This window comes from Paenibacillus peoriae (genome assembly GCF_022531965.1).
Taxonomy (GTDB): domain Bacteria; phylum Bacillota; class Bacilli; order Paenibacillales; family Paenibacillaceae; genus Paenibacillus; species Paenibacillus polymyxa_D.
Genome location: NZ_CP092831.1, coordinates 5,363,970 through 5,382,245, shown reverse-complemented (window position 1 = coordinate 5,382,245; position 18,276 = coordinate 5,363,970). Strand labels below are relative to the sequence as shown.

General features: G+C 46.0%; 19 protein-coding genes and 2 pseudogenes. 16 read left to right on the top strand and 5 right to left on the bottom strand.

What is annotated here, in order from left to right; translation table 11 throughout:
- Positions 1-69: 69 nt before the first annotated feature.
- Positions 70-519, bottom strand: a complete 450-nt coding sequence (locus tag MLD56_RS23820; protein ID WP_025721620.1) for an AbrB/MazE/SpoVT family DNA-binding domain-containing protein — start codon at positions 517-519, stop codon at positions 70-72.
- 439 nt (positions 520-958) lie between these two features.
- Here MLD56_RS23820 and MLD56_RS23815 point away from each other — a divergent pair, with 439 nt between their 5' ends.
- The 11 genes from MLD56_RS23815 (at position 959) to MLD56_RS23765 (ending at position 10,103) form a co-directional block, all read left to right on the top strand.
- The gene (locus MLD56_RS23815; protein ID WP_029518581.1) at positions 959-1,597 is read left to right on the top strand and encodes a ThuA domain-containing protein; all 639 of its coding nucleotides are present in this window, start codon (positions 959-961) and stop codon (positions 1,595-1,597) included.
- Between the two features lie 103 nt (positions 1,598-1,700).
- Complete coding sequence (locus MLD56_RS23810) at positions 1,701-2,060, top strand: phasin family protein (RefSeq protein WP_013312404.1); 360 nt, start codon at positions 1,701-1,703, stop codon at positions 2,058-2,060.
- A 1-nt stretch (position 2,061) separates the two neighbouring features.
- Positions 2,062-3,732 (top strand): ABC1 kinase family protein, encoded by a 1,671-nt coding sequence (locus MLD56_RS23805; protein ID WP_029518580.1) that lies wholly within the window; start codon positions 2,062-2,064, stop codon positions 3,730-3,732.
- Positions 3,733-3,754: 22 nt separating this feature from the next.
- Positions 3,755-4,327 (top strand): hypothetical protein, encoded by a 573-nt coding sequence (locus MLD56_RS23800; protein WP_029518579.1) that lies wholly within the window; start codon positions 3,755-3,757, stop codon positions 4,325-4,327.
- Positions 4,328-4,391: 64 nt separating this feature from the next.
- Positions 4,392-4,631: a hypothetical protein gene (locus MLD56_RS23795; RefSeq protein ID WP_016822811.1), complete on the top strand. Its 240-nt coding sequence runs from the start codon at positions 4,392-4,394 to the stop codon at positions 4,629-4,631.
- Positions 4,632-5,036, top strand: a complete 405-nt coding sequence (locus MLD56_RS23790; protein ID WP_029518578.1) for a PIN domain-containing protein — start codon at positions 4,632-4,634, stop codon at positions 5,034-5,036.
- A gap of 288 nt (positions 5,037-5,324) precedes the next feature.
- Positions 5,325-6,773, top strand: a complete 1,449-nt coding sequence (locus tag MLD56_RS23785; protein ID WP_029518577.1) for a SulP family inorganic anion transporter — start codon at positions 5,325-5,327, stop codon at positions 6,771-6,773.
- Positions 6,774-6,992: 219 nt separating this feature from the next.
- Positions 6,993-7,658 (top strand): amino acid ABC transporter permease, encoded by a 666-nt coding sequence (locus MLD56_RS23780; protein ID WP_029518576.1) that lies wholly within the window; start codon positions 6,993-6,995, stop codon positions 7,656-7,658.
- The gene (locus tag MLD56_RS23775; protein ID WP_029518575.1) at positions 7,639-8,316 is read left to right on the top strand and encodes an amino acid ABC transporter permease; all 678 of its coding nucleotides are present in this window, start codon (positions 7,639-7,641) and stop codon (positions 8,314-8,316) included. Before MLD56_RS23780 ends, MLD56_RS23775 begins: the two co-directional genes overlap by 20 nt.
- Before the next feature lie 18 nt (positions 8,317-8,334).
- Entirely contained in the window at positions 8,335-9,090 is a 756-nt protein-coding gene (locus tag MLD56_RS23770) for an amino acid ABC transporter ATP-binding protein (RefSeq protein ID WP_029518574.1), read from the top strand.
- Between the two features lie 137 nt (positions 9,091-9,227).
- Positions 9,228-10,103, top strand: coding sequence for a cysteine ABC transporter substrate-binding protein (locus MLD56_RS23765; RefSeq protein ID WP_029518573.1), 876 nt, complete (start codon positions 9,228-9,230; stop codon positions 10,101-10,103).
- Positions 10,104-10,266: 163 nt separating this feature from the next.
- Here the strand turns inward: MLD56_RS23765 and MLD56_RS23760 are convergent.
- Both MLD56_RS23760 and MLD56_RS23755 read right to left on the bottom strand, forming a co-directional pair.
- Positions 10,267-10,527, bottom strand: a pseudogene (locus MLD56_RS23760) (helix-turn-helix domain-containing protein); the annotation flags it as partial.
- A gap of 142 nt (positions 10,528-10,669) precedes the next feature.
- On the bottom strand, positions 10,670-10,912 hold the full coding sequence (locus tag MLD56_RS23755; protein ID WP_029518571.1) for a helix-turn-helix domain-containing protein: 243 nt from the start codon (positions 10,910-10,912) through the stop codon (positions 10,670-10,672).
- 166 nt (positions 10,913-11,078) lie between these two features.
- Between MLD56_RS23755 and MLD56_RS23750 the strand changes: the two are divergent.
- A pseudogene (locus MLD56_RS23750) lies at positions 11,079-11,414 on the top strand (hypothetical protein); the annotation flags it as partial.
- Positions 11,415-11,661: 247 nt separating this feature from the next.
- Positions 11,662-11,769 (top strand): putative metal homeostasis protein, encoded by a 108-nt coding sequence (locus tag MLD56_RS26075; protein WP_161627035.1) that lies wholly within the window; start codon positions 11,662-11,664, stop codon positions 11,767-11,769.
- 398 nt (positions 11,770-12,167) lie between these two features.
- Here MLD56_RS26075 and MLD56_RS23745 read toward each other — a convergent pair whose 3' ends face one another.
- The gene (locus tag MLD56_RS23745) at positions 12,168-13,130 is read right to left on the bottom strand and encodes a helix-turn-helix transcriptional regulator (protein ID WP_029518569.1); all 963 of its coding nucleotides are present in this window, start codon (positions 13,128-13,130) and stop codon (positions 12,168-12,170) included.
- A gap of 270 nt (positions 13,131-13,400) precedes the next feature.
- Here MLD56_RS23745 and modA point away from each other — a divergent pair, with 270 nt between their 5' ends.
- Positions 13,401-14,261, top strand: a complete 861-nt coding sequence (gene modA, locus MLD56_RS23740) for a molybdate ABC transporter substrate-binding protein (protein ID WP_029518568.1) — start codon at positions 13,401-13,403, stop codon at positions 14,259-14,261.
- Between the two features lie 3 nt (positions 14,262-14,264).
- Positions 14,265-14,930, top strand: coding sequence for a molybdate ABC transporter permease subunit (modB, locus tag MLD56_RS23735; RefSeq protein ID WP_029518567.1), 666 nt, complete (start codon positions 14,265-14,267; stop codon positions 14,928-14,930).
- 296 nt (positions 14,931-15,226) lie between these two features.
- On the opposite strand, the gene MLD56_RS23730 is transcribed toward modB, so the two are convergent.
- Positions 15,227-16,462 carry a PHB depolymerase family esterase gene (locus MLD56_RS23730; RefSeq protein WP_029518566.1) on the bottom strand — a complete coding sequence of 412 codons (1,236 nt, stop codon included), beginning with the start codon at positions 16,460-16,462 and terminating at the stop codon, positions 15,227-15,229.
- A gap of 320 nt (positions 16,463-16,782) precedes the next feature.
- Here MLD56_RS23730 and MLD56_RS23725 point away from each other — a divergent pair, with 320 nt between their 5' ends.
- A complete protein-coding gene (locus MLD56_RS23725) occupies positions 16,783-18,267 on the top strand; it encodes a phytoene desaturase family protein (RefSeq protein ID WP_049817033.1) in 1,485 nt (494 codons plus the stop codon).
- Positions 18,268-18,276 lie beyond the last annotated feature (9 nt).

Below are 18,276 nucleotides of genomic sequence, written 5' to 3'. Positions count from 1 at the left end.
TTCTAAATTTCAATAGATTTAAACCTTACATGGTATGGAAGCGTATACATTACTTTTTTGGTGGTTCACTTACATGAGCTTTTTCAGCTGGGAAATCCTTCCCTGACTCACGCCAAGCATGGAGGCGAGTTGTTTTTGTGAAGATGCTGGATGTTCTTCCATAAGCTCTCTCATTTTCTCCAAAATAACGTCTGTGCGCTGATAAATTTTTTTCATATGCATGTTTTGCTTAAGTGGGGGTGAATGGGTTTCAGTCGCTGTGACCGGAACTAAATCTTCCGTTTTCATCGAGGCCGCACATTCATCGCAGATAAACTGATCTTTAAAATAGGTGTTAGTATCAACCGCACCGCAAAATATACAGTTGGTTGATTTGTACTTACGGAGCATGAGTGTCTGGTCTTCAATAAAAAACTCTAATGGATCGCCGATGTCAATCTCCATCGTCATGCGCAACTCTTTAGGAAGCACAATTCGCCCCAAGCTGTCCAAGGGCCGGGTCATTCCAGTCCTTTTCATTCATGCAACCTCCCCGGTTTTTTAAGATGTATAGAATGTATAAGGTTTGAGGCAATTCTTATCAATTCTATAACCGCAAGCATAAATTTCTTACAAAAAGCGGCCCTTTATTGTTAATCAAGCATGGACGCACTTTTTTTCTTACGAGTATACCATAAAGAGGCCGAATCGCCATCGTTCAGATTTATAAATTTTGAATAAGTTTTAATAAGTTTATTCCGAGCGAACATATATGCTATAATCTTCTGCTAAAGGATTTAATAGGCCGTCTGTAGAATTATTTATATATGCCGTAGCTCGGACAATGATGGCGGTGTTATGGGAAATGAATGAGGGCCAAACAGAATTTTCTGAGCGTTTTGACCCCACAAACAAGAATGAATGACACGGACCCCGCCTTTAAAGTCCTTATATACAAGTCAGGCAAGGAGGATTTATCATGGAAAAAAGAAAAGCATTGTTGTTAGGAGATTATTCGTATCCGGAGTTTCACCCGCTGCAAGGGGTGGACGAAGAGATTAGCCATATTTTACAAGATTGGATGACGGTACAATGCAGTGAAAATCGTAAAATGCTGCTCAAGGAAAATCTAGCCTCATTCGATCTATGCATCTCGTATTGTGATAGCCGTAAGGAGGTTCTGTCTCCTCAACAAACAGCAGGACTGCTGTCCTATGTTAGCGGCGGGGGTGGATTGCTTGTGCTGCATAACGGAATCACATTGCAAGGACGGTATGAAATAGCACAGCTCATAGGAGCGCGCTTCCTGCGGCATCCGGCAGCGGAGCAGCTTTCCTTCAAGGTAACGGAGCCGGATCATCCGATTATGGAAGGAATCGAACCGTTCGAGATGCAAGAGGAGCCATACCGTTTTGATTTTGATCCATTCACTGAAAAAACACTACTGATGGAATACGAGTATGAAGGTCAGTGGTGGCCGGCTGCATGGTCATTGTCCTATGGCTTGGGCCGGGTCGTCTACCTGATGCCTGGACATAATCAGCCAAGTTTCCAGCACGAGGGATACCGTAAGCTGCTGCTTCAGGCTGCTAAGTGGGCTGGACGCTTTCCGGGTTAAACATAGATCATTCCATTCATTGAGGGAGGGGAGCTGCGAGCTTTATGCAGCTCCCCTTTTCAGGTTATACTAGTAGGTAATCACAGGTAGGGGAGGATATATTATGAGCGATTTGTTCAAAAAAGCCATCTCATTGGGGTGGGGCCTCACCGTTGTCAGCAAAGAAAAGGTGGAGAAAGCCGTCGAGGATCTTGTAAACCGCGGAGAACTTGCGCCTTCGGAATCCAAAGCACTGGTCGATCGTCTGATCGAACGAGGGGCAGAGGAACAGGGACAATTCAAAACAGTGATCCGCGAACAGGTTAGCCGCATTTTGCAGGAGCTGGAAGTACCTACCGAAAATGATGTCACAAGTTTGGAGCAGCGTGTGGCATTGTTGGAAAAACAGGTAGCGGAGCTGGAAAAAGAAAAGGCGGCGCTTACGGGTTCGAGCGACGCTGAAGAAGCGAACCGGCTGGATTAAAATGGCGGTTCGTATGAAGCACGCCGGTCGTTACCGGGAAATTGCCATGGCGCTGGCGCGTCATGGCTTTGGCTATATGGTGGAAGAAATGGGACTGTTCCAGCTACTGTCACTGCCTCGCAAGTGGCTGACGAGAGAAACTCCCGAGTCCAAAACGTTAGGTGAACGGATTCGACTTGTGGTGGAGGATCTGGGGCCTGCATTCATCAAGCTTGGACAGTTGGCAAGCACACGTGCTGACCTGCTGCCGGAGCCTATTATCCGTGAGCTGGTTAAGCTTCAGGATCAGGTACCGCCGTTTTCATCTGAAACGGCGCGTGGCATTCTGGAGCAGGAGCTGGACACGTCATTAGAGGACATACTGGTTCGTTTTGACGATGTTCCGCTGGCCGCTGCTTCGATCGGGCAAGTGCATTTGGGCAAGCTGCACAGCGGCGAAATGGTCGCCATTAAAATCCAGCGTCCTGGCGTTAATCGCATCATTCGGCGAGATTTGGACATTTTGCGGGAACTGACCGCAATGGCAGCCAAGCGCTGGGAATGGGTAGAGCGGTATCAGCTTCGCCAGATGGTAGAGGAGCTGGGGAGATCGCTCATTCAGGAGTTGGATTACAACCACGAAGCCCGTAATACAGAGAAGATTGCGCTCCAATTTGAGCAGGACCCACATATCTATATTCCGAAAATATACTGGGATCATACCTCTTCCCGTATACTGACCATGGAGTTTCTAGACGGAACTCACTTGGGTAGTCGTGAAGAGCTATTACGCCGTGGATATAACTTGAAAGAACTGGCGCAGCGGCTGGTGAACAGCATGTTGCATCAAATTTTTATAGAGGGATTTTTTCATGCCGATCCCCATCCGGGGAATTTACTCGTTCTGAAAAATGGTAGTCTCGCTTATTTGGACTTTGGCATGACGGGAAGGCTGAGCGAAGAGATGAAGAATCATCTCGCTTCCCTCATTATTGCCCTGATGCGCAAAAATACCGATGCCATGGTTCGGTCTATCGCACGTTTGGGGCTGGTCGAACCGGATACCAACCTGAATGCGCTACGTGCCGATCTGGACAAGATACGCGAAGATTACTCAGACGTTCCTTTTTCACAGGTCAGTATTGGTGATGCTTTGAACGACCTGTTTGGCGCAGCGCAGCGCCATCGGATTGGTTTGCCGTCGGACGTCCTGTTGCTAGGCAAGGCGTTGCTGACACTGGAGGGGGTCGTGGAGCATCTGGACCCTGATCTCAGTATTATCGCTTTGGCTGAGCCCTTTGGTAACAGGCTGCTGAAGGAACGCTTCAGCGGTCGTCGTATCCGAGGCAAGCTGCTCGGCGGTGCGACTGAGCTGGTGGAAGCGCTGATGGAACTGCCAGGACAGGCGAGGCATTTAGCCTCGATTATCGGCAAGGGCAAGCTTAAGCTGGAGGTTACTGTGCCGGAGCTGGAAATGCTTCTGCGCAGGCTGGATCAGATCAGCAACCGCCTGTCATTCAGTATCGTGCTGTTAGCGTTCAGCATTATTATGGTCGGACTGATTATCGGTTCATCGCTGAATCATCAGGCGACCATGCTGTGGAATGTACCTGCTATTGAAATCGGCTTTGTTGTCGCTCTCTTAATGGTTGCCTTTTTACTGTATTCCATTTTTAAATCGGGAAGGTTTTAGATACCGACCAGAAAGGAGAGTTATGGATACTCATAAGATGAACACTGCCCTAATGGATGGTCTCCAAATTGCAGAGGTGCCTTGGCACCGCCTGACTACTCCTTATGGTAGAGGCACGGAGTTGCCACAATTGATATCCAATGGGGAGTACGCAGCCATTGCTGATCTGATAGAGCATCAAGGCACACTGTGGCAGGTTACGCCGTGGGTGTTACTCTTCTTATTGCGTAATTTGCATACGAGAAATTCGGATGATATCACGCCGAGTGAGTTGGAACTGTACCATGCGGTTGTTGGAGCATTGGACATGGAAAATGCACAAGAGGATTCACAGAAGTCTGTTGAATCCCTAACCATGCTGCTGGACGAAAAATATCTATGGTCAGCAGACAGCGATCCAGAAGAAGATGAACTGGAATGGGAAGAGGAAGAAGCACGTGGTTATGATCCGGTAGCTTTTTGGAGTTATTATGACTATAGCTATCGATTATTGAAGCAAGCACTGCCTGACTTTGAGAGTTTACTCCAGCACCATGCAGACTCGGAGATTGCTGAAGCCCTATCGGAGCTTGTGCAGGAATTGCGAAAATTTTAAATATAAGAAAACGAATTAAACAAGCTATGAACGGAAACTAATCTTTTGCTAAGGAGTGATTTTAGTGGCAAAAAAATTAACGGATATACATCGAATACGTCTCCTAAGTCTCCTTCGTGATATTGGGTTTGAACCATCAAAAGTTACTATAGAAAATAAACAGGGGGAAACTGAGGTTATTGATTTAGAGTCCCCGTTACCCAAAGGGTTGCAAGCTGTTTTAAATTCTCGAGGCAGTCTAAGCAAGGAGCAATTACTTGAGATCGAAGAGAGTGTTAAACAATCCAGAGAGGATTGGGATTAGATGGGGTATCTATTTGATACGAATGCAGCTATTGCCCTTCATAGACTTGACTCATCTTTGGATAGAGTAATACGACAAGCTGAGAAAGATAAAGAGAATATCTTCTTTTCTGTTATAACTCAGTCCGAGTTTATAGCCGGGTTGCCTACTAATACTGACTTAGATTCGATACCTTTTCTTGGCGGGGAATTTATTGCAGTTAATTCAGAGATCGCAGTTAAAGCGGGGCGTATCAGAAGAGAACAAAAAGATAAGTTTGCAAGAAAGCTCAAGACCCCAGATGCGTTGATTCTTGCGACAGCTATTATAAACCAATTGGTACTGGTTACGGCGGATCAAGATTTACAGTTCGCGGAGTCTGAGTATGAAGTTAAGGTGATCAACTTTAGCAGGTTAGAATCTTAGGAATTGCAAAAATTTTAAATATAAGAAAACGAATAAGATGAAGTAAATGAACGATATTCCAAGGGAATAGATGATTTCTTTCTGTAAACAGCCTTTTAACTCATTCGTCTCTGCGAACCCCTTACGTTATAATGATGGACTGAATGTAACGGACCGGGTCGTTTGAGAGAGACGAACTGAATGATAGGAGAGCCTTGGCGATTGGCAGCTGGACGGATGCCCGAAACCACACGGGTTGCGAGTCAACACGCTACTCTCTGTAAATATAGGAGGCTGGAACGAGACAGTATGAATCTTAGACAACAATGGTTCGGTAATATCCGGGCCGATATACTTGCGGGCATGACCGTGGCGCTAGCACTAATTCCCGAGGCGATTGCCTTCTCGATCATTGCGGGGGTCAATCCCATGGTCGGACTGTACGCCTCCATCTCGATGGCCATTGTCATCTCTTTTGCAGGTGGACGTCCGGCGATGATCTCGGCAGCAACCGGGGCCGTAGCTGTACTGGTCGTTGGTCTGGTGAAGGATCATGGCGTGGAATATCTGTTTGCAGCTACCATTTTGGCAGGAATCATTCAAGTGGTGCTGGGTGTTCTGAAAATAGGTCGCTTTATAAGCTTTATTTCACAGCCAGTCATGACCGGGTTTGTGAATGCGTTGGCGATCCTCGTCTTTATGGCTCAGCTTACTCATTTTCATGGAGCCAATTGGATCATGTACGCGATGGTAGCAGGTACGCTGCTCATTGTGTATATATTACCGAGATTTGTGAAAAGCATCCCCGCTCCATTGACGGCAATCATCATCATGACGATCATTACGTATATATTTGGATTGAATGTGAAAACGGTAGGAGATATCGGGACGCTGACCAGTTCGCTGCCTTCATTCCACTTGCCGCAAATTGAGTGGTCGTGGCATACTTTGCGGATCTTGCTGCCGTATTCCTTTACGATGGCACTGGTTGGACTGCTGGAATCGCTGCTGACAGCCAGCATTTTGGATGAAATGACCGAAACGAAAAGCAATAAAAACCGGGAAGCCCGTGGGCAAGGGATTGCCAACTTTGTAAATGGCTTTTTTGGGGGTATGGGTGGTTGTGCCATGATCGGACAATCCGTCATTAATGTCAGCTCAGGTGGAAGAGGGCGTTTGTCCACTTTTACGGCAGGGGTATTCTTGGCCTTTCTGCTGCTCGTACTTGGTGGAGTTGTGAAGGAAGTACCCATGGGCGCATTAGTGGGAGTTATGTTCATGGTGTGTATTGGAACTGTGGATTGGAAATCGCTGCGAAACATTGCCAAGGTTCCCAAAGCAGATACGTTGATTATGGTGGTCACGGTGATCATCGTGGTGGCTACGCATGATTTGTCCAAGGGCGTAATCGTGGGCGTACTGCTAAGTGCACTGCATTTTGGCTGGAAAATGGCTAAAATCCGTATCAGTACGACTGAGGATCATGAAGAAAAGGTGTACCATGTCAGGGGGCCGATGTTTTTCGCCTCAACGTCTCATTTTGTTGATCATTTTGAACCTTCGGATGACCCGGACCGCGTTGTAGTGGACTTTAGCCATTCGCATGTTTGGGATCACTCGGCGGTTACTGCTATTGGCAAGGTGCTTCAAAAATACAGAAACTCAGGTAAAACTATTACCCTACAAGGGTTAAATGAGGAAAGCCGTTTAATTGTAGAGAAGCTCGGCGGTCCTGTAGTTACAGAGCCACTCGTGTGATGAATCGTATAGCATAAATCAAAGCTTGAAATGAAATTTATTCATTTCAAGCTTTTTTATTTATTTCTGAAATAAAACAACACTTTTCTTTCCTAAACCATAGATAAATATGACAAATTTTCATCAAAGTATTGACGTAATAATTGGGCAGGAATACAATCATTGTTATTAAGCAAAGCAAATACATAGGAATAATTGAAAATTGAAAGGTATGCACATATGAACTTAGACTGGGACTTTATTGTAGAGAGCTTGCCGCTATATGGAGAAGCCATGTGGCTGACTTTGAAGATCGCCTTTTTTGCTATTCTGTTTTCACTAGTCGTCGGTTTGCTATGCAGTATAGTACTGTATTACAAGGTGAAGGGAATTAGCGGCATCATTGTTGCCTATATTGAGCTTTCCCGAAATACGCCGCTGCTTGTTCAGTTATATTTTCTGTATTACGGGTTTACGAAAATAGGTCTGCATATGAGCGAAATGACGTGTGCCATTGTGGGCATGACCTTTTTGGGCGGGGGTTATATGGCTGAGGCGTTCCGTGGTGGAATCGAAGCCGTAAGTAAAACGCAAACGGAATCCGGGCTGAGTCTCGGACTGTCCAAGATACAACTGGCGAGATATGTTATTTTGCCACAGGCTTTTACCATCAGTGTTCCGTCTCTGGGAGCGAATGCGATTTTTCTACTCAAGGAGACCTCCATTGTTGGCGCCATTGCTTTATTAGATTTGATGAATGTGGCAAAAGACCTAATCGGTATGTACTACAAAACGACAGAATCGCTAATTCTGCTGGTATTGGCATATCTCGTCCTGCTTTTACCTTTGTCGATACTGCTGACTTGGGTGGAAAGGAAGGTGCGATATGCTGAATTCGGGGATTAATGTGCTCTTTGAAGGTTCCAATTTCGAGCGTCTATTAGGGGGATTACTCGTTACGCTGGAGATTGCGTTACTTTCCATTATTATCGGTACTCTATTAGGCATTCTGATGGGATTGCTGCGCACCTTACAATCAAGACCGATTCGGTTTGTGCTGAGATTATATTTGGAGACATTCCGCATTATTCCGATTTTGGTGTGGTTGTATGTTGTATATTTTGGATTTACGCCTTTGTTAAATGTGAATATCAGCGGAGAATTGACAGCAATTATCGTATTCAGCCTGTGGGGAGCAGCCGAGATTGGTGACCTTGTTCGGGGTGCATTGGAATCACTGCCCAAGCATCAGGTGGAATCCGGGCAGGCACTGGGACTGACATATGGGCAGTTATACCGCCATGTACTCATTCCCCAGGCGGTGCGCCGAATGCTTCCCGGTTCTATTAATTTGGCGACACGGATGATCAAAACCACTTCATTAGTAGTGCTGATCGGTGTAGTAGAAGTGGTCAAGGTCGGACAGCAGATTATTGAGCTTGGTGTAATCAAAGCGCCCTCGGCATCCTTTTGGGTGTATGGCTTTATTTTCATATTATATTTTCTCGTATGCTATCCGTTATCCAGACTTTCCAAAAGATTTGAACGCAGATGGCAAAATTAGCAGGATGGGGTGGGTGTCATGGGAGAGGCTGTGGAGGTTTTACTCGAAATTCGAGGGCTGCACAAAAGCTTCGAAGACCGAAAAGTATTACAACAGATTAATCTGGACGTAACGAAAGGGGAAGTCGTGGTCGTTCTCGGTCCTTCGGGATGTGGAAAAAGCACACTCCTCCGATGTCTCAATGGTCTGGAACCAGTTCAGAGCGGAGATATCCGTTATAGAGGGCAAGACCTGACGGACAAGAAAGTGAATTGGCGTGAGGTGCGTCAGCATATCGGAATGGTGTTCCAGAACTACGAGCTGTTTCCGCATATGACGGTCTTAGAAAATATATTGCTCGGCCCGCTTAAAGTTCAGCGGAGAAATAAGCAGGAGGCACTTGAGCAAGCGGAGCAGCTATTGGAGCGAGTGGGTCTGCTGGATCGCAAAGATGCGTATCCGAGACAATTATCAGGTGGGCAAAAGCAACGGATTGCGATTGTGCGCGCCCTGTGTATGAATCCGGAAATTATGCTCTTTGATGAAGTCACCGCATCCTTGGACCCGGAAATGGTCAGAGAGGTGCTGGATGTCATGCGAGAGCTGGCCCAACAGGGCATGACCATGATTATCGTGACGCATGAAATGGGATTTGCCAAGTCGGTAGGAGATCGTATCGTTTTTATGGATCAAGGACAGATATGCGAAATGACTACGCCGCAGCAATTTTTTACCCAACCGGAAACAGAGCGTGCCCAGCACTTTCTGGATATATTTCAGTACGAAACGATATGAGCATTTTGCATCAATTCCATGAGCGACTTCCAATCACAATATAGAGATCGACATGTTTCTATTGGTCTCTATATTGCACCCAGAAGCGAAAGAAACCGAATGATGCAAAATGCTGACAAACAGGGGGAGGAATACAGATGAGAAAAGGAATGAAGTTCACGACGTTATTACTGGCTTTGAGCTTGCTGCTTGTTGGTTTGGTGGGATGTGCAGGGGCTGGTAATACCAACGGTAGTTCAGGCTCGGCTAAATTTGCTTCGATTGAGGATATTAAAAAGAATGGCAAGATTCGAATCGGTGTATTTGCAGATAAGCCGCCTTTTGGCTACGTGGATTCGGAAGGGAAAAATCAAGGCTTTGACGTCTATATTGCGAAGCGGTTTGCCAAAGATCTCTTGGGTGACGAGTCCAAGGTGGAATTTGTTCTGGTGGATGCTGCCAGCCGGGTTGCCTATTTGGAATCCAACAAGGTAGATATCATCATGGCTAACTTTACGGTGACCGATGAGCGTAAAGAAAAAGTTGATTTTGCCAATCCGTATATGAAATTATCCTTTGGCATTGTGTCACCTGATAGTGCTCCAATCACCACGATTGACCAATTGAAGGGTTCGGATCAAAAGCTGATTGTCGCAAAAGGAACGACGGCTGAAACCTATTTTACGAAAAATTATCCTGACATCAAGCTGCTCAAATTCGATCAATACACAGAGATTTTCTCAGCCCTCAAAGACAAACGCGGCGTTGCCATTGCCAACGATAATACAGAGCTGATCGCCTGGGCAAAGGCCAACCCCGGCTTTACCGTAACCATCCCGGCCTTTGGTGGTCAAGATACGATTGCACCCGCAGTAGCAAAGGGAAATAAGGAGTTGTTAGACTGGATCAACAATGAGTTGGCAACGTTGGGTAAGGAAAATTTTGTCCATCAAGCCTACAAGGACACACTGACCTCCGTTTATGGAGAAGGCTTTACAGATCAATTGGTCGTAGAAGGCGGCAAAGTGGATTAATCATAGTATAAGTTGTTGTTTTAGCATAAAGAAGCGTTGGGACAACAAGCCCAACGCTTCTTTAATATGGGGAAAAAGGGGCTTTAGCAACCTCTTAAATTGTCATGGAAATGCCCACTGGGCTAGTAGTAATCCTCATTCTCATGTTACAGTCCCACTGTCTCTCAATTCCATCTTCAGGAATGTATTCTATAATATCAGCAAGAGTAATAGTCCTTGAAAATCTTCGTTGATGGGCAATTCTGTTCAAAGCATCAAGTATATGGACAAGTGTTTCTAATTCAAGTCTTTTGGTTTTGCCATTTACCATATCTATTACAGTAGCCGGACGTATTTTTGCTTCTACGGCTAGTTTATTTCGGGAAATATCAAGTTCTTCTAAAATATCGCCAAGTTTAAAATGATATCTCTCATGAACATTCATGATGGAAAATACTCCTTTATCAGTATAGATTCTAGTCACACGTACTCTGAAATAATGATAACAATTATGCTAAATAACAAGGGGAAAAATATCCCTGCCAGGGGCAGAGATATAAGATGCAGCGGACTATTCTGTGAATGTATCAGTGTTTCTCTGATTCATTCTCAGGTATATATTCGAGAACATCATGTAGGGTTAATGGACGACCAGAGAGCCGAATCAGTGTTTCCATCACGGTATTAAATGTTTTAAATTCGATTCGCTTGGATGTATTGTTACACATCTCATAGATGGTATTAGGTCTGATTTTTGCCTCACGAGCGAGAGCATTTTTAGTAATCCCGATTTCTCGAAGTAATTCTTCAAGTTTAAAAACAATTCCCATACATACACCTCATTATAGAAATTTAAATAGAAATAGCATTAACTATTTAAGTTTATCTTCAAAGGATATAAAATAACTACAAAGGTTAATCTTAAAAGGTTATAAAATTTACAAATCTAATCTTTAGTAAAGACCGATTTAATAGATGTGAAGGGAGCTAATCTAAATGAACAAAGGTAATTTTGAAAAAGTAAGTGTCATTCTTGGTCCCTGTGATCTTCCGCATATGTATGAGCTTTTTGAGGGCGTCATGATGATCGACAATAGCGTGCTTACTCTTCGACATGTAAAAAAGGGAAGACATCATTCACATCTATATGTTGATGGCGATACAGGCAGCATCACTCTTGCCAGATATGTACAACGTGAGGACATAGATGTGATTACCGAGTTAGTCGAACGGTTGCGCAACATGGATGCATTAAGTTTTCTTACAGACGAGTTGTTATGGAACACATGTCGAGAAGATATAGACTTTGATTTAGTTCGGAATAAAGAACTATGGAAAAATGGCGAACATAAATTCAGCTTCGAATTTTTGTTCTCGTCTTATTTATATAATGTAACACAGAAGCGTAAAAGGGTGAAATGAACACTGCCGTAATAAAGGTACATATTTCCCCAAATGCTTTTGCATTCTAGTAGATTTAATTATATAATCTTAAATGATAATGAGAATCATAATCATTTAAGTCTTTAGGCACAGACTCCCAATATGAGCCTAAGTGAATAGGGTGGGGTATGTACACATGGCGAGAGAAGATGTGGCAACTGCCCGAAGACAGCCCAGCTGTCCTCATAAGGTAACGCGTAGACGAGCTTTGAGAACGCTCAAAGCTGCGAAGCGCGCGAGTTAGAGGTTCCAAGTTAACTGCAAATGGCAATATCAGTGTCAAATTTTTTAGTCTCCTCGTTTTATTTTGCACTTGCTCTCCTGATGGTGGACACAGGAAGGCAGGTGCCTTTTTTTGATGCAATAAATATAGCGCCAGGCGGGTTTCGAACCGTTCTGGCGCTTTTATTTTTAGAACTGTATGAGCCAAACTCATATATTCTTTTTATATCATGTGCAATTTGCTATTGAAGTAGTTGGACGAGATTTTCCCTGCGCTTGGCAAGCCTGCTCCCGAGGCTTACTCCTGCTAAGCTACATTGATTTTCATTATAGTCGTTCAGCATTAACAGCGACATTTAGTTCCATAATAGACTCCAACGCTCAGGAAGACTGTTCCTGAACGTTGTTTTGTACTTAGGACTATGTCTCTAGCAAGGTCTTTCCTGTCTCAGAAAGGTCATATCCCTGAATGGCTCCCAGTTCCCGCCGGAAGCTGTCCGAATGAAGAATCTGCAATATAAGATCAATCCATTCCTGTCGCTCTGGTGTGCGCAGCATGACGATATCGTACTGCTCCTGAATGAGTGGAATAAACTGCACGGACCCCACAATACTGGCGGCCTTCTCGATTCCGATACCAACATCGGCTTCGCCGGAGGCGACCTTGCCTGCTACAGCCATATGATGCGTCGATTCGTCTTCATATCCGAGCAAGGCAGTGCGGTCTATGTGATGAAGACGAAGCTGCTCGTCGAGCAGGATGCGCGCGCCGGAGCCCTTCTCGCGATTCGCCAAACGCAGCCCCGGAAGCGCCAAGTCCTTCCAGCCCTGCAAACCATAAGGATTCCCTGTCTGGACATACAGCCCTGCTTGCCGGGATAACAGACGGATGACGAGGTACGAGAAGCCGTTCAGAATTTTGCGAATATAAGGCAAATTATACTCACCGCTGTCGCCGTCCCACAGATGCGTACTGACGATGTCTGCTTTGCCCTGGTACATAGAGATGAGACTGTCCAGACTACCCCCATATGAGCGGAGCGGGCGAATGGACGTCTGTTGGCTCTCAAGATGCTTGACGAGAATGTCGAGGCTGATATCCTGGCCAGTAATGACTGCTGTACTGGAATTCTGCGTCGAACCGCCGGATAGCGAATGCGGCGGGATCATCATGGATATGGGTGGGGGTGATGGGTCGTGCTTCAGCAGTTGGCTTTTGGAGCGCTGCTTGTAAGCTTCGAGATCACTGGCATCCACCCGCATTTGCTTACCTACCCGGTACGAGGGGATCTCTCCTTTTTTGATCAGATCATAGACGGTCAGCTTGGATATCTTCAGTAGCTTGGCTATTTCCTCAGTCGTATAGGATACAGGAGAATTCATAGTAGACCTCCATTAATAACAGTATGATTGAAATGTATCAATTTCTGTGATGTATCATGCACAGTGTCTCATATATTGTACACCAAATCATCTGGCATAACAGAGGCTGGCGAAAAAGTCAGGAACATCAAGCTTCTAAACAGGCATAAGTGATACTTGCCAACTGCTCTTTGGTGGTTTACAAGGATTACCTTCATAGCTATAATGAGATATGAATTTATACTAGTTATATCTAATTATAACTAAACATGATTGAACGGGGGATGGAATTTGAGAAGAATCAAGTCTACGATTGGAAGTCTAGTAGCTATATGGGCACTAGTGGTGTTAGTTGCTTGCGGTTCCCAGAGTGCTGCGCCCGCAGCTCCTGTAGAGCCGGCGGCAACAGCAGCACAAACAACAACGGAGAATACAGCAGGCACGAAGGCACCGGACCAGCAACAGGTGGAGTTGACGATCTCTGCAGCGGCAAGCCTGACGGACGCCCTGAATGAGATTAAGACCGGATATGAGCGGGAGCACCCGAATGTGAAGCTGAACTTTAACTTCGGCGCCTCCGGTGCACTTCAGCGTCAGATTGAGCAAGGAGCGCCCGCAGACGTCTTTATCTCTGCCTCTACCTCCAGCATGAAGGCGCTTGAGGGAAAAGCCCTTGTCAAGAAGAGCAGCACGTTGCTCGCGAATGATCTGGTATTAGTCGTTCCTGCTAAGGATGGAGTGGCGCTCAAGAAACTGGATGACCTGAAGGGACAAGACATCAAGACAGTCGCGATTGGCATTCCTGACAGTGTGCCTGCGGGGAAATATGCACAGGAAGCGTTAACGAATCAAAAGCTGTGGAGTGAATTGGAGCCGAAGCTGGTACAAGCCAAGGATGTGCGACAGGTGCTGCAGTACGTAGCAACAGGTAACGCGGATGCGGGCTTCGTATACAAGACGGATGCACTTTCCACGAAGGATACAAGCATTGCGTTAACAGTGGACTCCAAGCTTCATTCTCCGATTACCTATCCGCTCGGTTTGGTAGCTGCCACAAGTCATGAGGAGGATGCACGTCAATTCTACGATTATTTGCAAACCGAGTCTGCGCTCCAGGTGATGGAAAAGTACGGCTTCCGTAAGGCGGAATAGTTGTTGACTGCTGTGAATTGGGCGGAATTTTGGCCTCCGGTACAGCTATCCCTGCAGGTCGCTTCTCTGTCCTGTGTGATCGTGCTGGTCCTAGGAGTACTGGCGGCCCGCTGGATAAGGCGAAGCCGCATACGTGGTAAGCTGGTGCTGGAGACCATTTTCATGCTTCCATTGGTGCTGCCTCCGACGGTAGTCGGGTTCCTGCTCCTGGTCATTCTGGGACGTCGAAGCTGGTTAGGACAATGGATCGAATGGCTGTTCCACGCGTCAGTCATCTTCTCCTGGTGGGCGGCGGTGCTGGCGTCTATCGTGGTGGCATTCCCGCTCGTCTATCAGACAATGAAGACGGCATTCGATGCGGTGGACCGTTCACTGGAGGACTCGGCCAGATCGGCAGGGGCTGGCGAATGGCAGATGTTTCGCTACATTACGCTGCCGCTGTCCTATCCTTCACTGCTGACTGCCGCGATACTGGGCTTCGCACGGTCGCTTGGCGAGTTTGGAGCGACGCTGATGATTGCCGGGAACATTCCGAATAAGACGCAGACGGTACCTACGGCGATCTATGTAGCTGTCGATGCAGGGAATCAGACGATGGCCTGGGCGTGGACGATTGCCATTGTCTTAATTTCATTTATTATGCTGCTTGTTGCGAGAAGGAAGACTTGAGCAAATGAAGCGTAATGATGTGTGTAATGCAGGCAATGAAAGCAGTAAAGTTAATATAGCCTAGAGGAAGTAAAAGAAGCAGAGGTAGTGCCTTAGACTATAAAGCTGTTTGCGCAGGACTGAATACGTATGAACCACCCCACAGGCTAGCGGAATGGATTGAAGAATCGTTGGGATCGTAATAGACTTTTTCATGGAGTCGCCCACCTTTCAGTTGGTTTGTAAGGGTACAAACCAACTGAAAGGTGGGCGACTTTACTTTTACCATTTAGTGGTTAATCAACAGGCCTGTACATTTATTTCTTTTGTGCAAACAGCCATTCAATCATATCCTGATTTTGCAGAGCCGGTACCCAGGAGAAGTGTCCTGTAGGTTTGATAATCCCTGCTTCGTATTCAGTAAAATGAATGAGGTTACCGTTTTGTGCTTTTATGGCAGCTACCATTTCTTGCGAGTTTTTAGGACTAACTGTGGTGTCGTCTGCAGCATGGAAGGCCCAAATCGGAACGTTTTTCAGTACTTCAACGTGTTTAGGATCGACAGGTGCATACATGTTAACGGCTTTTTCATAGTTGGTCAAACCGGCAATGGGTACACCTGCGGCGAACAAGTCAAGATTCTTTTCCAGCAGTCTCCACGTACCCATAGCTCCTTGAGAAATACCAACAATATAGATTCGGTCGGTGTCGATTGGGTATTTTAACGCTGTTTCACGTACCAAATCGGCTACAGCGCTGTTGCGTGGTTCATCCGCCCAAATGAATTTATGTTCCAAGTCAATCGGGCTTTGTGGTGCGATTACGAAGGATGGGTGTTTGGCTTGCTGCTCAGGAGAAGCCCAAGTAACAGCTCCGGCGTTTGCCAGCAAATTTACTCCGTTTCCGTCACCACGTTCGCCGTTTCCGTGCAGGAATACAACCAGGGGGTAGGTTTTGCCGGGCTCAACTTTAGGCTCAAACGTAAAGTAGTTCAGCTTGAAGCCTTCTTTATTTTCAAAGATGCTTTTTTGGAAATCGTCTACGATCGGTGTAATTTTATCTGTTGCTTTTACAGTCTGTGCAGAGGCTGGGATGACTGTTTTCTTTGAAGTTGCAATATCTTTCTTTTGACTAATAATATAATTCAACGTGTTGATGCGGTTAACTGCGCTTGTTGCATCGTAAGTAAGGGTACTTGCATTTTTATCTTGTGTATCCAGCTCAATCACGACATATTTACCATGAGTGCTGCGGTTGGTGATGGCTCCAGTATCATTGGTATATACACCGGTCACGGTTCTATCTGTATATACATCATTGAGTACAGATTGAACCTGAAAGCTAGACGTGGATAAAGATGCCCCGTCAATATTGGTGCTGTATTTCAGTACAACAGCAGAAACGACTTCACCCAAAGGCTGTACCTGTGTAAGCAGGGTAGCCTGTGGCGCTGGGACATCTGTTGCTGCTGCGGCAGAGCTGGAGGATGGGAAAAAGATCGTTAGCAGGAACACGAAAGATAATAAAACAGGGGCAAAACGTCTTCTTTGCATGAGATTAATCTCCTTTGGTGTCATTTTTTTAAAGCGCTTACTACATGTTCGGGATGGTTAACTGTATGCTGTGGAATCCATACAAATTAAAAAAAAAGGCAAACTCCGGGTACACAAGTGTACTCGGGTTTTGCCTTTTCAGTAACAATCCCACTTGAAGGATAGCACCTTCATTGGAATCTGACAAGTGAAAGCGCTACATTTTTTTGATGTTTTATTAAAAAAGTTTTACTTTCGCAACGGTAATATTATGGTATATAATCTCCTTAACTTAACACTGTTAACTTATATAACGATGTTAAAAAAAGGGGGATGAAATCATGAACCAATATGATGTTATTGTCATCGGTGCAGGATTGGGTGGCTTATCCTGTGCAGCAAGACTCTCTTCGCTCGGTTACCGAACAGCTGTTTTTGAGAGCCATACTCTGCCTGGCGGTTTCGCAACTGAATTTACAAGAAAGGGATACACTTTTGATGTCTCCTTGCATGGTGTCGGCGGACTCGAGGAAGGAAGCTTTGGTCAGATGCTGAAGGCCTGTAATGCGGACCAGCGAATTGTTCCTCTCCGCAAAAAGCACCCTTACTCCATTCGTTGGGAAGGCCAGAACATTGATATTCCGTCCGATGTTCAGGAGTATGTGCAGCTCCTCAAGAACATGTTTCCTACTGAGGTGAAAGCCATTGACAGTCTATTCGCGGGCATTCGCCGTTTTGAAACAGGCTTTTCTGCTTTTTCTACTCTCACTTCCTGGCGCAAGGCGGTTGGCCTGCTCAAAGCTGGGACCTTTCTCCGCTGGACGCAAATGACCACCTGGGAATCTGTAAGCCAGTTCGGGTTATCTGACCGCTTCACGGAATTTTTCACCGCGCTGTGGGCCTATTACGGATTGCCTCCAAAGCGACTTGCGGCCCTGTATTTTTTTATTCCCTGGATCGGCTACCACATGGAGGGGACGTATTACATTGAGGGAGGCGCACAGGCTTTATCTAATGCACTGGTTGACGCTATTAAGTCAGCGGGAGGAGAAGTTCACCTGCGCAGTCAGGTATCTGAGATTATACTCGAACATGGTAAAGCTGCTGGTGTCCGTCTGAAAAAAGGGGATGTATATAAAGCCAACTGGATTGTGTCTGGTATCAGTCCCCATCATACCTATGGCCGTCTACTGGAAAACCATGATGCTGCCCGTCGTGAGCTGGAAGCTGTCAGCAGTTTGGAGACTGGCACGTCTCTCACCCAGCTATATCTGGGATTATCATGTGAACCTCATGAGCTTGGCATCACCGAAGAAGACTTAATCCTGCGTAATGAGCCGGATTCGGAGACAGATTATGAAGTAATGATGAGCGGCCAGTACACGAAAGGCAACTGGATGCTCACGAATTATAACGCCATGGACCCTAAGCTCAATGAACCGGGAAAGGGTGTCATCGCAATTACATTTTTGGACAGATTGGAGAACTGGCCTGCCGCACGTCCCGAATACAAAGCCAAAAAAGAAGCCGTGACACAGCAGATATTGGGATGCCTTGAACAGCTGTATCCGGGTTTTAGCAGCAAAGTGATGGTAGCCGAATTGGGCACACCACGCACGATGCAGCGTTATACCGCTAATCCCGACGGGGCTGTTTATGGCTACGCACAAACGGTTCGGCAGTCCGGTATAAAAAGGCTCAAGCACAAATCAGCAGTAAAGCGTCTATCATTGGTAGGGGCCTGGACACAGCCTGGGGGCGGGTTTCAAGGGGTTATGGAATCGGGTATAATGGAAGCTGATCGTATCGCCGCCAAATTGGGGTAGGCAGAAAGG

Bases quoted from the DNA above. Each gene is read 5' to 3' on its own strand.
- MLD56_RS23820 (WP_025721620.1), bottom strand. From the start codon at position 519: ATGAAAAGGACTGGAATGACCCGGCCCTTGGACAGCTTGGGGCGAATT.
- MLD56_RS23815 (WP_029518581.1), top strand. From the start codon at position 959: ATGGAAAAAAGAAAAGCATTGTTGTTAGGAGATTATTCGTATCCGGAG.
- MLD56_RS23810 (WP_013312404.1), top strand. From the start codon at position 1,701: ATGAGCGATTTGTTCAAAAAAGCCATCTCATTGGGGTGGGGCCTCACC.
- MLD56_RS23805 (WP_029518580.1), top strand. From the start codon at position 2,062: ATGGCGGTTCGTATGAAGCACGCCGGTCGTTACCGGGAAATTGCCATG.
- MLD56_RS23800 (WP_029518579.1), top strand. From the start codon at position 3,755: ATGGATACTCATAAGATGAACACTGCCCTAATGGATGGTCTCCAAATT.
- MLD56_RS23790 (WP_029518578.1), top strand. From the start codon at position 4,632: ATGGGGTATCTATTTGATACGAATGCAGCTATTGCCCTTCATAGACTT.
- MLD56_RS23785 (WP_029518577.1), top strand. From the start codon at position 5,325: ATGAATCTTAGACAACAATGGTTCGGTAATATCCGGGCCGATATACTT.
- MLD56_RS23780 (WP_029518576.1), top strand. From the start codon at position 6,993: ATGAACTTAGACTGGGACTTTATTGTAGAGAGCTTGCCGCTATATGGA.
- MLD56_RS23775 (WP_029518575.1), top strand. From the start codon at position 7,639: ATGCTGAATTCGGGGATTAATGTGCTCTTTGAAGGTTCCAATTTCGAG.
- MLD56_RS23770 (WP_029518574.1), top strand. From the start codon at position 8,335: ATGGGAGAGGCTGTGGAGGTTTTACTCGAAATTCGAGGGCTGCACAAA.
- MLD56_RS23765 (WP_029518573.1), top strand. From the start codon at position 9,228: ATGAGAAAAGGAATGAAGTTCACGACGTTATTACTGGCTTTGAGCTTG.
- MLD56_RS23755 (WP_029518571.1), bottom strand. From the start codon at position 10,912: ATGGGAATTGTTTTTAAACTTGAAGAATTACTTCGAGAAATCGGGATT.
- MLD56_RS26075 (WP_161627035.1), top strand. From the start codon at position 11,662: ATGGCGAGAGAAGATGTGGCAACTGCCCGAAGACAGCCCAGCTGTCCT.
- MLD56_RS23745 (WP_029518569.1), bottom strand. From the start codon at position 13,130: ATGAATTCTCCTGTATCCTATACGACTGAGGAAATAGCCAAGCTACTG.
- MLD56_RS23730 (WP_029518566.1), bottom strand. From the start codon at position 16,462: ATGCAAAGAAGACGTTTTGCCCCTGTTTTATTATCTTTCGTGTTCCTG.
- MLD56_RS23725 (WP_049817033.1), top strand. From the start codon at position 16,783: ATGAACCAATATGATGTTATTGTCATCGGTGCAGGATTGGGTGGCTTA.